This window comes from Yersinia massiliensis CCUG 53443, from assembly GCF_000312485.1.
Lineage (GTDB): Bacteria > Pseudomonadota > Gammaproteobacteria > Enterobacterales > Enterobacteriaceae > Yersinia > Yersinia massiliensis.
In genome coordinates this window covers 32,912-47,819 of the sequence record NZ_HE997649.1, presented here as the reverse complement: position 1 = coordinate 47,819, position 14,908 = coordinate 32,912, and the positions used below count along the sequence as shown (strand labels likewise).

The window sequence follows — 14,908 nt, the reverse complement described above, 5'->3', positions numbered from 1 at the left end:
TAAAAGCTATGGATAAGAGAAAAGTAATAGTAGTCAATGCATCCGCAGCAACATCAGGAGGTGCATTGACAATATTGAAACTATTTACTTCTTCAATTAATGATGAAATAAATAGCTATTATATATATGTTAGCAGCCAAGTTATTGATTTATTAGATAAGAAGGTTAATATAATATATATAGAAACAGATACTTCTTCATGGTTAAAAAGAATAAAGTGGGACTTTTATCTCTTCAAAAGAAATCTTAAGAATAATAAAATAAAGCCAGACAAAATTCTTTCTCTTCAGAATACAAGTGTCAATCATGACTCCAGACAGATAATATACCTTCAACAAGCACTCCCATTTGTTGATCATAAATGGGGTCTCCTCATTTCAGGACAATTTAAACTTTTCTTATATTGTAGTGTGTATCGTTTTTTTATTTCCGCATTCATTAGGAATGTTGATGCAATAATTGTTCAGACAAGCTGGATGCGAGAAGTAGTCTCCAAAAAATTAAGGTTTGACAAGGGCTGCATTTATGTGATTAGGCCAGAAGTGAAAATACATCCGATAGACACAGCAACTGAAATAATAAAATCCGAAAGAAAAATATTATTTTATCCAACTTCTGCAATGAAATATAAAAATTACGAAATGTTGGCCTATGTAATTAAAGAATGCAGTGATGAATATGAACTTCATATTACTCTTGAGAAAGGGGAGTCGAAAAAATTTGATCGAATCGTAAGTGAATTGGATATTCAGTTATCCGTTATTTATACAGGAAAAATTTCATACGAGCGAGTCGTTGAATATTACCAAGCTTGCGATACTTTGGTTTTTCCAAGTAAGATAGAATCTTTTGGACTGCCTCTTATAGAAGCTGCCTATTTCAAAAAAAGAATCATTGCGGCTGATTTACCTTATGCTAGAGAAGTCTTACAAGGCTACGACGGTGCTTTTTTTTGTAATTCAGAAATTTGGAGCGACTGGGTTAAAGCTATTAAAAATGACAAATTAACTAGTGATAATAATTTAACCCTAGCTAGCTCTTCTCCTGATGGAAATCTGAATATATTGTTTGATTTATTATAAAAGGAATCTTCTTAATGTTTAAAGATAAATGTCTTTTGATTACTGGTGGTACAGGATCTTTTGGTAATGCAGTACTAAAAAGATTTCTTGATACAGATATACGTGAAATAAGAATATTTAGTCGAGATGAAAAAAAACAGGACGATATGAGGAAGAGGTACTCCAACAGTAAATTAAAATTCTACATTGGAGATGTAAGGGACTATAATAGTATCTTAGCGGCCAGTCGTGGTGTTGATTATATATTTCATGCTGCAGCTTTGAAGCAGGTTCCTTCATGCGAATTCTATCCAATGGAGGCTGTGAAGACTAATGTGCTAGGTACCGATAATGTGCTTGAGGCAGCAATTACCAATCAGATTAAGAGAGTTGTTTGTTTGAGTACTGATAAGGCTGTATATCCAATTAATGCCATGGGTACATCCAAAGCTATGATGGAAAAGGTAATTGTAGCCAAATCCCGAAATGTACCATCGGACATGACAATATGCACCACACGCTATGGGAATGTAATGGCTTCTAGAGGGTCAGTAATTCCATTATTTATAGAACAAGTATTGAATGGAAACCCAATAACAATCACAGATCCTTCGATGACCCGTTTTATGATGACCTTAAATGATGCGGTTGATCTTGTTCTGCATGCATTTAATCATGGTTCGAATGGAGATATTTTCGTTCAAAAAGCTCCGGCTGCAACAATAAAAACTCTTACTGATTCAATCCTCACTATCATGAATAAGCCAGAACATGCTGTTAATGTTATTGGTACACGTCATGGCGAAAAATTATTTGAGGTTTTATGCAGTCGCGAAGAAATGGCTGTAGCAGAAGATCAAGGTGATTATTATCGTATTCCAGCCGATAATAGAGATTTAAATTATGGAAAATATTTTGATGAGGGCAATGAGAAGATTGGCGAGATAGAAGATTACAACTCTCAGAATACTCAACGTCTTGATAAAATTGCCATGATACAGCTGCTGAGAAAGCTAGACTATATTCGTAAAATTGAATTTGGTGAAAGAGCAAATCCTGATGAATAAAAAAATTCTTATCATAGGTGCTAATGGAATGTTAGGTGGAAGTCTTTTTAGATATTTCACAGATTCTACAATGTACTCGGTAATTGGTACTGTTCGTAGCAACGAAGCAAAAGAATTTTTCGAGGCGCAACAATATACTAATATTGTATCAGGTATAGATGTGTCAAATAAGATAAGTCTACGTACCATAATAATGGATTTACAGCCTGATTATATATTTAATTGTGTTGGTATTATTAAGCAGTTAGATTCATCTAAAAACCATATCTTATCAATCAACATTAACTCATTATTACCTCATGAGTTGGCAGCGATGGCTTCCGAAGTTAAAGCAAAGCTTATACATTTTTCTACTGACTGTGTTTTTTCTGGAAAGAAGGGCGGGTATAGCGAAAATGACATTCCTGATGCTACTGATATTTATGGACGTTCCAAACTGTTAGGTGAAGTAGATTATAATGGGCACTTAACATTAAGGACTTCAATAATTGGTCATGAGTATCATTCAAATCATAGTCTTGTTGACTGGTTCCTTAGTCAAGACGGAACAGTAAATGGTTTTAGTCATGCTATTTTTTCTGGATTACCTACGGTCTATCTTGCCGAAGTACTTGATAAATTTATTTTACCGAAACAGAATCTCTCAGGACTATATCACTTAAGTGTTGAACCAATAGATAAATATACCCTTCTTACTATTATAAATGACATATATAAAAGAAAAAATACTATAGTAGAAAATAAAGATTTTACTATAGATAGAAGCTTAAATTCATCTAATCTTAGTGGTGTAATTGGGTTCAAACCAGAGTCTTGGTTTGATTTAATAAAAAAAATGCATTGTGAGTATGTTAGGTACTTCAAATGAAAAAATTGAAAGTTGTTACAGTTGTAGGTACAAGGCCTGAAATAATTCGATTATCCAGAGTAATAACTAAGCTCGATTTATATTGTGAACATTCATTGGTTCATACAGGTCAGAATTATGATTATGAACTAAATCAAATATTCTTCGATGACTTAAATATTAGAAAACCAGATTATTTCCTCAATGCAGCAGGAAAAACTTCGGCGGAAACAATTGGTCAAATAATTATTAGCATCGATCAAGTTTTAGCTGATCTAGAACCAGATGCTGTACTACTACTCGGTGATACGAATAGTTGCCTATCTGCTATTCCAGCTAAGAGACGGAAAATACCGATATTCCATATGGAAGCTGGTAATCGTTGTTTTGATATGCGAGTTCCTGAAGAATCTAACAGATTAATTGTTGATAATATGTCTGATATCAATTTGACATACAGTTCAATAGCTCGAGATTATCTACTTAGAGAAGGATTTGCTCCAGATCGAGTAATCAAGACGGGTAGCCCTATGTATGAAGTTATCTCCCATTACAGAGAAGGTATCGATAATTCCACAGTACTTGAGTCGTTACAACTTGAATCTAAAGAATATTTTCTAGTTAGTGCCCATCGAGAAGAAAATGTAGATTCAGATGTTAATTTGAATAAGTTAGTTGCTTCGTTAAATGCTATAGCTGCACGATTTGGAAAACCAATTATTGTCTCAACTCATCCTCGTACACAAAATAAGATAAATGAAAAAAGTATAAAGTTCCATCCATTAATTAGGCTATTAAAACCACTAGGGTTTAAGGATTATGTTAAGCTTCAAATTGAGGCTCGTGTTGTTCTCTCTGATAGTGGAACTATTACAGAAGAAGCTTCAATATTAAATTTTGCGGCTCTAAATTTAAGAGAGGCTCATGAAAGGCCCGAGGGGATGGAAGAAGGCGCTGTTATGATGGTTGGAGTTGACCTAGAGCGCATAATGCAAGGTATTACTATTTTAGAGGACCAGTTGACTGGTGACTCCCGCCTTCTTGATTGTGTTGCTGATTATGATATTGCTAATGTTTCTGATAAAGTCGTGCGCATAATTCATTCATATACTGATTATGTCAATAGGGTTGTTTGGAGACGGTATTAATGCATTTTGCGTTGATCATTGATGATTATCTTCCATCTAGTACTCGGGTTGCTGCCAAAATGATGCATGAACTTGCTTTGGAGTTAGTGCATCTGGGGCATTCAGTTACAGTCATTACACCTGGACACCCTCATCAAAAGTATAAATTAGACTGTATGATTGTAGATGGTGTATCAGTATGGAGATTTAGAAGCGGCAAGATCAAAGATATTTCCCATATTATGAGGGGAATCAATGAATCATTATTATCTTTCAGAGCATGGTTTGCTATTAGAACTAAAATAAAAAGTATTAATTTCGATGGTATCATTTATTATTCACCTTCAATATTTTTTGGCAATTTTGTTGAAAAAATAAAAGAAGAATCTAACTGTCGATCTTATTTGATATTAAGGGATTTATTTCCTCAATGGATAATCGATGAGGGAATGATAAAAAAGAACTCCTTACTGGAAAAGTATTTTAGATTTTTTGAGCGTAAATGCTACCAAGCTGCCGATAATATTTCGCTTATGTCACCTAATAATAAAATTTTATTTAATAAAGTAAATCCAGAATATATCAATACAGATGTGCTATTTAACTGGTGTCGTTGTGAGCCTCATGTTAAAAAAGATAATGCTTTAAATATACGTGAACAACTTAATCTGGAGGGTAAAGTATTATTTTTGTATGGAGGTAACCTCGGTAAGGCTCAGGATATGGAGAACTTAGTGAGGCTAGCCAAAAATATGAGAAATAATAATAAGGCGCACTTTATTTTTATAGGCCAAGGAGATGAGGTTGATTTAATTCATAATCTATCTAAAGAATGGAGGTTAAATAACTTTTCTTATCTACCATCTATTTCTCAAGATTCATTTGAAGATATTTTATCTCAAGTTGATGTTGGTCTTTTTTCATTGGCAAAATTTCACACAACACATAATTTCCCCGGGAAAATCCTAGGTTATATGCTTCATTCTCTTCCAATTTTAGGTAGTGTTAATGATGGAAATGACTTAGTTGATGTTATAACCGAAGCTAATGCTGGGTATGTATTCGTTAATGGTGATGATGACTCGTTGTTTAATGCAGCTCAATTACTTACGAATGATGCTCATTTAAGGCGTCTGAAAGGCAATAATGCACATAAGTTATTGCTAAACAAGTTTTCTGTAACAGCTGCTGCAAAAAAGATTATATCTTTTTTTAATCTAAATAGCTTAAAGGATTCACGACTGTGAGTAAAAACCGAGATGATGTTTTTTTTCAAAAAATACCAATCGCGATTTAGATATTTTAAATAATCATCAGCATGGTGTTGATGTAATTGACTTGTTATTTGTTATTTTAAGAAATAAATACTTCATCATCATTGGAACCCTTTCTTTTTTACTTGTAGGTTTCTTTTTTTCTAGTTTAAATAAGCCTGCCAAGTCTTGGTCAAGTTCTTCATTTGTGTCTGTTTCAACAAAAGACCAGTATCAACCACTGGACTCGGATGCGTCTTTACTATCTGTACTAAACATTGATATAGATATTACATCTGAAGACATCTTCTCGGAATTTAAAAGATATTACTTATCTCAAGATTCACTTGATAAATACTTATCTAATATAAAATATAACTATTCGAGTACAGTGAGTATTATTCCTTTTGTGCCAGCGGAAAATACCCTTGGTAATTCTGAAACTGGTCATAATTACGTTTTATCTTTCAGTAGTAGCAGTAATTCAAACATAAAAAACATATTAACTGGCTACATTAATTATGTAAATGAACAAGTCAATAACGATATTAATCGTCAAATTAATATGATAATACAAACAGCCCAAAAGACAGCAACTGAAGAATATCAATTAGCCTTCCAGATGGCTATGAATGAGCAAAAAATCAGAATTCAGAGGTTAGAGTATGCAGTTTCTATAGCTAAAGCAGCAGGATTGCAGAAGCCCACGAAAGATGCATTTGATGCCTCAAATAATAGTATTACTTATCCCATTTCATTGGGTTATGATGCCCTGAATCGTCAATTAGAGATTGAGAAGTCTGTTACTGATCCAACCACAGTCAATTTAGAATTGTTAAACCAAAAACTTTATCTTGATAAGATTATGGCACTTCAACCTATTTCTGTTGATATCCAGAGTTTCAATTTTTCGCAGCCTCCTTCAGATCCGGTGGTTCAAAGTGATAAAAAATATCTTCTAATAATGATTCTATTCGGTTTCGTGGGCTTAGTGAGCTCCACTAGCTTTGTGTTAATTCGTCACTATGTGCGAGAACGTAAAAATAATTTATCAAACTCACCAAAAGAGTAAGTTTTAGGTGCAAGGCTGTGGGCAATATAGCCTACTGTATTTGTATATCGATTAATTAGGCTTGGCGATACTTTTATGGTCCATTACATCTCGAGCCAATTATTTTTAAGTATGATTATGCCTTTTTACCTCTTCTTCACATGTGATAAAGTTCCTTATCTTGCCACTTCCATATTCCCAAATTCATCATTATGAAATTTCCTGGTAAACGTAAATCCAAGCACTATTTTCCTGTCAACGCCCGTGATCCCTTATTGCAACCGGCGCAGGCTGAAAATGAAGTGAGCACATCTTACATTGTTGGCATTGATCAGACGCTGGTTGATATTGAAGCGAAGGTCGATGAGAACTTTATTACCCGTTATGGCCTTAGTCAGGGGCATTCGTTGGTGATTGAGGATGATGTTGCTGAGCGTCTTTATCAGGAACTGATACGTAATGAGCTGATTACGCATGAGTTTGCGGGGGGAACGATCGGTAATACGTTGCACAATTACTCTGTGCTTGCTGATGACCGCTCCATTCTCTTGGGTACCATGTGCAGTAATATCAAGATTGGTAGCTATGCTTATCGCTATCTGTGTAATACCTCCAGCCGGACGGACTTAAATTATTTGCAGGCAGTTGATGGCGCGATTGGCCGATGCTTTACGTTGATCACGGATAATGGTGAGCGCACATTTGCTATTAGCCCAGGCCAAATGAATCAGCTTCGCCCTGAAAGCATTCCGGAAGAGGTCATCGCGGGAGCATCTGCTTTGGTTTTGACGGCTTATTTAGTGCGTTGTAAGCCCGGTGAGCCGATGCCTGATGCTACTATGCAAGCAATCAGTTACGCGAAGAAATATGATGTTCCTGTCGTGATGACACTTGGTACTAAATATGTCATTGCAGATAATCCGCAGTGGTGGCGAGATTTCTTAAATGAGCATATTTCCATTCTAGCCATGAATGAAGATGAGGCTTGTGAGTTGACTGGGCTTAATGACCCTTTGATGGCTTCCGACATGGCGTTGGACTGGGTAGATTTGGTGCTTTGTACCGCGGGCCCTAATGGTCTTTATATGGCGGGTTATACCGAAGAGGCGAATAAGCGCCAGACTCAACATCCATTACTACCTGGTGAGATTGCAGAATTTAACCTGTACGAATTCAGTCGTGCAATGCGCAAAGCGCATTGCGATAATCCGCTGCGTATTTTCTCGCATATTGCTCCTTATATGGGGGGGCCAGAGAAAATAATGAACACTAATGGCGCGGGCGATGGTGCATTATCTGCGGTATTGCATGATATCGCTGCCAATGGCTTTCATCGTAATAATGTACCTAATTCCAGTAAACATGTTCGCCGCTACCTGAGTTATTCATCTTTGGCTCAAGTGTGTAAGTATGCCAATCGGGTCAGCTATCAGGTACTGAATCAGCATTCACCTCGTTTAACCCGCGGCTTACCTGAGCGTGAAGATAGTTTGGAAGAGTCATACTGGGAACGATAATCTATAGCGATTAGTCGCTAAATATAAGCAGGGCCGGCATAGATTGCCGGCCCTGCTTGTTTATATCACCCGAAATGGTTTCTCAGGATATAACAGAAATGCAGTTTAGATTGGGCAAACAGGGAGTTTATCTTCTTCCGTGAGTGTCTCTATTTTCAGCAAATTCAGCATGCTGTTGGCAATTTCACGTTCGCCCATAATGACCTGGTTTGCACCACGATCTGAGATATAAACCACTTCATCGTCATAATGAGCGCGAGCAATTATCTCCAGATCGGGCCGTTTAATTCTGGCCGATGCAACAATTTCACCGGCTTCGTAGCCATTTGGGATAGTCAGTAATAACCAGCGTGCGCAGTCTAATCGCGCCAACGACATAATATCACTGCTCGCAGCATTGCCTAAGACGGCATTGATGCCTTGTTCACGCAGCGCTTCCACTCTTGGGCGAGAGTTCTCAATAACGACTAACGGGATGCCTTCAGCATGCAGTTTCGCCCCTAATAAGCTCCCGACACGACCATAACCCACTAATAACGCGTGGTTGCACAAATCAACAGGGATCTGCTTTTCTTCTTCAACAGCTTCTTCCAGAATAAGATCCTCCATCGTTTCGCTCTTGGCTAAATATCGATCCAATAATGTAAACAATAGTGGGTTAAGCATAATGGAGAGAATCGCGCCTGCGAGGACAAGGTTACGGCCGTGTTCAGACATCAAGCCGAGTGAAATCCCCAGACCCGCCAAAATAAAAGCAAACTCCCCGATTTGTGCCAAGCTAACGGAAATGGTGAGTGCAGTACGTTTAGAGTGCCCAAACATCCGCACTAAGGCGAAAGCTATCGCTGACTTACCGAAGATGATGATAGCCAATGACGCCAATACAGCGAGTGGTTCACGTATCAATATCATCGGATCGAACAGCATACCGACTGACACGAAGAACAAGACGGCAAAGGCATCACGCAGCGGCAAGGTGTCTTGCGCCGCGCGGTGGCTAAGCTCTGATTCATTCAGTACCATGCCGGCGAAGAAGGCACCGAGGGCGAAGGAGACATCAAATAGCCCGACGGCGCCGTAGGCGATACCCAGCGCTAAAACCAACACCGCCAGTGTAAACAGTTCCCGCGAGCCAGTACTGGCAGTTTTAGCCAGTATCCATGGTACGAGTCGGCGGCCGACAACAATCATCAACGTAATAAACGCGATGACTTTACCAATGGTGATGGCGAGCTCGGTGAATAAGTTGCCCAAACTGGTGGTTTCATTGCCCATGACACCCGCGAAAGCAGGTAATAGCACGAGAGTCAGTACCATTGCCAAATCTTCAACAATCAACCAGCCAATCGCAATTTGCCCTCGTTGGCTATCAATCAATTGCCGCTCCTCAAGCGCACGCAGCAATACCACGGTACTGGCGGTTGATAGACAAAGACCAAAGACAAATCCTGCCATTAAATCCCAGCCTAATACATGAGATAGCCCCATACCTAATAGGGTAGCGACGGCAATTTGTGCCACAGCGCCGGGGATGGCGATTGATTTTACTGCGAGGAGATCTTTAAGCGAAAAGTGAAGTCCGACACCAAACATCAACAAAATAACACCAATTTCAGCCAGCTCGGGTGCTAATGATGTATCTGCAACAAAACCTGGCGTGAATGGCCCGGCAAGCACCCCTGCTGCAAGGTATCCCACTAACGGAGAGATACGCAGCCGGTGAGCCAGTGTGCCCAAGAGGAAGGCGAGAACAAGGCCCCCGACGATCGTGGTGATTAAGGGTGTTGAATGGTGCATCCAGACTCCTTCTAGTTATACCCGCCATCTTACCTATTGCAGACGTGTTGGCTGTATTCAATAACTCGAATCACTTAGCAGAGAAAGCGCTTCGGGACTTTTCGCTTGTTAACTTCCTGCATGGGGAAATATCTTGATGTAGGCAGAGAAGTAAGCATTTCATAGCAATAACATTAGTTTATTGCATTTATGCGATCAATGCGCGATAAAAATTCATTTTTTATCGATAAAAGTCTACTTTGGCATGGAATTTGTTTGAAGCGGTTGTTTATGAGGGATTTGCTCTTTTTGTCACGATTACACAGGGAAAACTCCCAACTGAAACACATGTCTCAGTCGGGATTATAAGATTTTTACTATTACTTATCTTCTATATTGGGCAATAAGGCAGTGAATATCCCCAGTAATGGTAAGAATGCACATATTTGATAGACCAGTTCAATACTGGTTAAATCAGCAACATACCCTAGTACAGCCGCACCTAAACCGCCCATACCGAAAGCAAAACCGAAGAATAAGCCGGATACCATGCCCACTTTCCCAGGAATAAGCTCTTGTGCGTAAACCAGTATCGCAGAGAAGGCCGATGCAAGGATGACACCGATTATCACCGTCAAAATGCCCATCCAATACAAAGAAGCATGGGGCAAAATGAGGGTAAAGGGTGCAACACCCAAGATAGACCCCCAAATAACGTATTTCCGTCCTATGCGATCCCCTAGAGGGCCGCCAATAATGGTCCCAGCAGCAACTGCAAATAAGAATACAAATAAGTGTATTTGCGCGTTTTGTACCGAAACACCAAACTTATGCATCAAATAGAAGGTGTAATAGCTACTGATACTGGTCAAGTAGAAGTATTTAGAGAATATCAGTACCAGCAAGACCGCTAAAGTCTTAATAACGGTCTTTTTGGGTAGCATTTTTACCGATGAGACGTTTACAGCTTTCCCATGTGTCATTCGCTGTTGCTGTTGATACCATTTACTGACTTGTAACAGTACGACAATCGCGAGTAATGCCGCGAGTGAAAACCAGCCGACATTGCCTTTGCCATAAGGTGCGATAAGGATCGCGGCAAGCAAAGGGCCGAGCGCACTACCGAAGTTGCCCCCGACTTGAAAAACAGATTGAGCCATACCATGACGGCCACCAGATGCCATGCGAGCGACTCGCGATGATTCCGGGTGGAATACCGATGAACCGGTTCCCACCAACGCAGCAGCCAGTAACACCACTGGGAATGTTGTCGCGACAGCCAATAGCAAAATTCCCGACAGCGTAAACCCCATACCAATTGGCAGGGAGTAGGGCTGCGGATGTTTGTCGGTATATAAGCCAATCAGCGGTTGGAGCATCGACGCGGTGAGCTGGTAGGTCAAAGTGATCAACCCTATCTGGGCAAAACTCAGTGAAAATTCGGCTTGCAATAGGGGATAAATCGCCAGAATCAACGATTGGATCATATCGTTGAGCAAGTGAGATACGCTGATCGCCCCCAAAATAGAGAAAGAGGTACGTTTTACTGATGTATTCACGAGTGGAGGAGGTGCAGTATCAGAACGATCGGTCATAGTGAGTATTCGCCTAATAATTTTCACTGTTAATAGTATGTTGGTAATGAATACATACTATGCAGATCTAAGGATTTTTACTACATCAGACACAATTTGATATATATTCCAGAGTTCTGAAATGTATCTATGTGCTACGGCACATCAATATGAGACTGATCACGGTATTACCTTGATTTATCATGTTATTGCTATGCAATACACCAATTTTACTCATTGAGTTGGCACTTATTGAGCAGGTATTAACGACAATCTGGAGAGTTGCGATGCGTTTTTCATTATCGTCCACAGCCGGTGCTTTGGCTGTGTCGCTGGTGTTTGCACCTGGATGGGCTGCAGCCTGGGAAAAAGATAAAACTTACGATATCACCGTACTGCATACCAATGACCATCATGGGCACTTCTGGCAAAACGATCACGGCGAGTATGGTCTGGCAGCACAAAAAACACTGGTCGATAGTATTCGTCAACAAGTCGCCGCGCAGGGGGGAAGCCTGCTATTACTCTCCGGTGGTGATATTAATACCGGCGTACCAGAATCCGACTTACAAGATGCGGAACCTGATTTCCGTGGTATGAATTTAGTCGGCTATGATGCGATGGCTATTGGTAACCATGAATTCGATAATCCGCTTAGCGTGTTGCGCCAACAGGAAAAGTGGGCCACCTTCCCGTTACTCTCAGCCAATATCTATCAGAAAAGCACTCAACAGCGCTTGTTCAAGCCATACGCGCTGTTCGATAAACAAGGCGTCAAAATTGCGGTGATTGGCTTGACCACGGATGATACCGCCAAGATCGGCAATCCCGAGTATTTCACTGACATTGAATTTCGAGTACCCGCAGTTGAAGCAAAGCAAGTTGTTGAGCAACTGAGAAAAACTGAGAAGCCTGACATTATTATTGCGGCAACTCATATGGGGCATTATGACGATGGAAAGCATGGTTCTAACGCGCCGGGTGATGTCGAGATGGCCCGCAGCTTACCGGCTGGTTATTTGGATATGATAGTGGGTGGTCACTCACAAGACCCTGTGTGTATGGCTAGCGAGAACCACAAGCAGGCTGATTATGTTCCCGGTACGCCTTGTGCACCAGATCGTCAGAATGGGACTTGGATTGTACAGGCCCATGAGTGGGGTAAATATGTCGGCCGCGCTGATTTTACTTTCCGCAATGGCGAATTGAAATTGGTTAGCTATCAGTTAATCCCAATCAACTTAAAGAAAAAAGTTGAAAAGGCTGATGGCACGAGTGAACGTGTCTTTTATACACAAGAGATTACCCAAGACCCGTCAATGCTCAAATTGCTGACTCCATTTGAGGAGCAGGGCAAGGCACAGTTGGATGTCAAAGTGGGCAGTGTGAAAGGTAAACTTGAAGGTGATCGCAGTAAAGTTCGCTTTGAGCAGACCAATTTGGCACGAGTACTTTTAGCGGCACAAATGGAGCGGGCAGGCGCTGACTTCGCCGTAATGAGTGGTGGTGGTGTTCGTGATTCTATCGAATCAGGCGACATTACCTATAAAGATGTGCTCAAGGTGCAGCCATTTGGGAACACATTGGTCTATGCCGATATGAAAGGCAGTGAGGTTGAAAAATACTTAGCGGTTGTGGCCAATAAAAAAGTAGATTCAGGGGCTTATGCGCAATTTGCTAATGTGAGTCTGGTTGCTGATGGTCATGGTGTCAGTCAAGTGAAAATACAGGGAAAACCAGTAGAACCGAATAAAACCTATCGTTTGGCAACATTGAATTTCAATGCGTTAGGTGGTGATGGCTATCCGAAAATTGATACGCTACCAGGCTATGTCAACACTGGTTTTATCGATGCTGAAGTGCTGAAACAGTATATTGAAAAGCACTCCCCGCTAGATGCCAGCCAATATCAGCCGAAAGGCGAAATTGTGTATCAATAAGTCTCATCTAGAAGCCTCCATCAATGGGTGGGGGCTTCTGATAATGAAGTTCTGCCATGTCGCGTCATTGGTGCAACTTGGCACGGCGAGGCTATCAACAAATCAATCCCGTTTGGCGATATCAGCAAAAACACCTTGTAATAAGCGACATAAATCCACAGCCGCTAATTCAATATCTAACCCCCGTTTGCCACCCGAAACAAAAATAGTGCTGTATTCTTGAGCTTGAGTATCAATCACCGTAGGTAAGCGTTTTTTCTGCCCTAATGGACTGATGCCGCCGACTAAATAACCGGTTGTTCGCTGTGCTAATTGTGGGTCAGCCATATCAGCCTTTTTTGCCCCTAGCGCTCGCGCGACTTTCTTGAGATCAAGCTGAGTTGCCACTGGGGTAACTGCGACAGCCAAGTTTTTGGCGTCACCATTTAACGCGACCAGCAATGTCTTATAGACCTGTTCCGCATTTAAGCCCAACTTCTTAACGGCTTCATCGCCAAAATTGGTTTCAGCTGCATCGTGATGATAGGGGTGCAGCGTGAAAGGAACTTTTTGTTTTTCCAGCAAAACAACAGCAGGTGTCATAATAAAGGTCCGATTAAAAATGAAGACTCATTCAGGTAAGTTATCCTACCGCAACGATGAGATAGTGTATTAAAATTAACCGAAGAAAATCAGCGTGATGGTCATCCGGTGAGCAAGTTATCGTGAATGATAGTTGCTAATCTAATCATCAGGTTGCTACCCTATACTTGCTACTCATCATATCCGCAAGGTATGTGAGCGCTTAATAACTAAAATAACGAAAATTCCTCTTTGACTGGCCGATAGCGATATCGGCCATTTTTTTCGGTCATTTTTGATTAGTGGTCGCCGGCTTTAATAATTCAGGCAGATTTCCCTCACCGTACAAATGTAATGCGCCGACGGCAACCACATAGCGCCCAGACGGTAACTGTTCAAGCAACTGTTGCCAGCGTTTGTTTCGTTGAATCATCAGCACATCATAGAGATGTTGGCTAAAAGTTGGGGCCAGCGTGGTTAGGTCTGTCGTCGGATGATGCTCCAACCACCAGCCCATCATGGTTTGTAATAAGCGGGCATTAGTGTGCCAATGGGTCAGGGTATCAAGCAGTAAAGACATGCCGTTGTCAGGTAATGCCTCGAGTAAATCGAGTTGCATTTGTGTACCTTCTAATTCAATGACCTTCTTATCTTGCGCCGCCGCCGCTTTCAATAATTGATAATCGATACCGTACTCTCCCCGCAATCCCAATCGTTGTGCCTGACGGGCTTGAAGCATCAAGGCAACTTGCCATGCGGGCAGAAAGGCCATGGTAAGCGGGTCATTACCCATCTCTTCGCAACGCTGCAGGAGTTGCTGATAGTGCTCCTCGGGTAACCGGTCAACCAAAGGCTCAACAAGAGTATCCTGACCAAAAGAGGGGGCGGCTTCGGTGATATCAGCTTCAACAATGAGTGCATCAGCCTGATTTAATTTATTGAGCAAATCGTGGGGAAGGGGAAACATACCATCTGTTCCCATATGGATACTACCGACCATATGAAAGTGACGTTCGCCGGGTAACGTGATATCCAGCGCAGGATAGCGGTAAGTTGCCGGTGCAGCCATTCCTAGAAATGCCGCAATACGGCGTAATAACTGGCCCATATCGTTCCTTTTTTCGCATTTCCTCC

General features: G+C 40.8%; 12 protein-coding genes. 8 read left to right on the top strand and 4 right to left on the bottom strand.

Going from position 1 to position 14,908, the window contains the following annotated elements:
* Positions 1–8 precede the first annotated feature (8 nt).
* The 7 genes from BN68_RS19360 (at position 9) to BN68_RS19330 (ending at position 7,923) form a co-directional block, all read left to right on the top strand.
* Positions 9–1,082: a glycosyltransferase gene (locus BN68_RS19360; protein ID WP_019212845.1), complete on the top strand. Its 1,074-nt coding sequence runs from the start codon at positions 9–11 to the stop codon at positions 1,080–1,082.
* 14 nt (positions 1,083–1,096) lie between these two features.
* Positions 1,097–2,128, top strand: coding sequence for a polysaccharide biosynthesis protein (locus BN68_RS19355; protein WP_019212844.1), 1,032 nt, complete (start codon positions 1,097–1,099; stop codon positions 2,126–2,128).
* Positions 2,121–2,996 carry a dTDP-4-dehydrorhamnose reductase family protein gene (locus tag BN68_RS19350; RefSeq protein WP_019212843.1) on the top strand — a complete coding sequence of 292 codons (876 nt, stop codon included), beginning with the start codon at positions 2,121–2,123 and terminating at the stop codon, positions 2,994–2,996. Before BN68_RS19355 ends, BN68_RS19350 begins: the two co-directional genes overlap by 8 nt.
* Positions 2,993–4,123 (top strand): non-hydrolyzing UDP-N-acetylglucosamine 2-epimerase, encoded by a 1,131-nt coding sequence (gene wecB / locus BN68_RS19345; protein ID WP_019212842.1) that lies wholly within the window; start codon positions 2,993–2,995, stop codon positions 4,121–4,123. Before BN68_RS19350 ends, wecB begins: the two co-directional genes overlap by 4 nt.
* Positions 4,123–5,349, top strand: coding sequence for a glycosyltransferase family 4 protein (locus BN68_RS19340; protein ID WP_019212841.1), 1,227 nt, complete (start codon positions 4,123–4,125; stop codon positions 5,347–5,349). Before wecB ends, BN68_RS19340 begins: the two co-directional genes overlap by 1 nt.
* 52 nt (positions 5,350–5,401) lie before the next feature.
* Entirely contained in the window at positions 5,402–6,427 is a 1,026-nt protein-coding gene (locus tag BN68_RS19335; protein WP_071822492.1) for a Wzz/FepE/Etk N-terminal domain-containing protein, read from the top strand.
* A gap of 191 nt (positions 6,428–6,618) precedes the next feature.
* Positions 6,619–7,923: an inosine/guanosine kinase gene (locus tag BN68_RS19330; protein ID WP_019212839.1), complete on the top strand. Its 1,305-nt coding sequence runs from the start codon at positions 6,619–6,621 to the stop codon at positions 7,921–7,923.
* A 105-nt stretch (positions 7,924–8,028) separates the two neighbouring features.
* On the opposite strand, the gene ybaL is transcribed toward BN68_RS19330, so the two are convergent.
* Positions 8,029–9,720 carry a YbaL family putative K(+) efflux transporter gene (ybaL, locus tag BN68_RS19325; protein ID WP_019212838.1) on the bottom strand — a complete coding sequence of 564 codons (1,692 nt, stop codon included), beginning with the start codon at positions 9,718–9,720 and terminating at the stop codon, positions 8,029–8,031.
* Between the two features lie 359 nt (positions 9,721–10,079).
* Positions 10,080–11,294, bottom strand: coding sequence for an MFS transporter (locus BN68_RS19320; RefSeq protein WP_019212837.1), 1,215 nt, complete (start codon positions 11,292–11,294; stop codon positions 10,080–10,082).
* Between the two features lie 266 nt (positions 11,295–11,560).
* Between BN68_RS19320 and ushA the strand changes: the two genes are divergently transcribed.
* On the top strand, positions 11,561–13,213 hold the full coding sequence (gene ushA, locus BN68_RS19315; RefSeq protein ID WP_019212836.1) for a bifunctional UDP-sugar hydrolase/5'-nucleotidase UshA: 1,653 nt from the start codon (positions 11,561–11,563) through the stop codon (positions 13,211–13,213).
* A 102-nt stretch (positions 13,214–13,315) separates the two neighbouring features.
* Here the strand turns inward: ushA and ybaK are convergent, their stop codons facing one another.
* Entirely contained in the window at positions 13,316–13,795 is a 480-nt protein-coding gene (gene ybaK, locus BN68_RS19310) for a Cys-tRNA(Pro)/Cys-tRNA(Cys) deacylase YbaK (protein ID WP_019212835.1), read from the bottom strand.
* 268 nt (positions 13,796–14,063) lie between these two features.
* Positions 14,064–14,882 carry a TraB/GumN family protein gene (locus BN68_RS19305; RefSeq protein WP_019212834.1) on the bottom strand — a complete coding sequence of 273 codons (819 nt, stop codon included), beginning with the start codon at positions 14,880–14,882 and terminating at the stop codon, positions 14,064–14,066.
* Between the last annotated feature and the right edge of the window lie 26 nt (positions 14,883–14,908).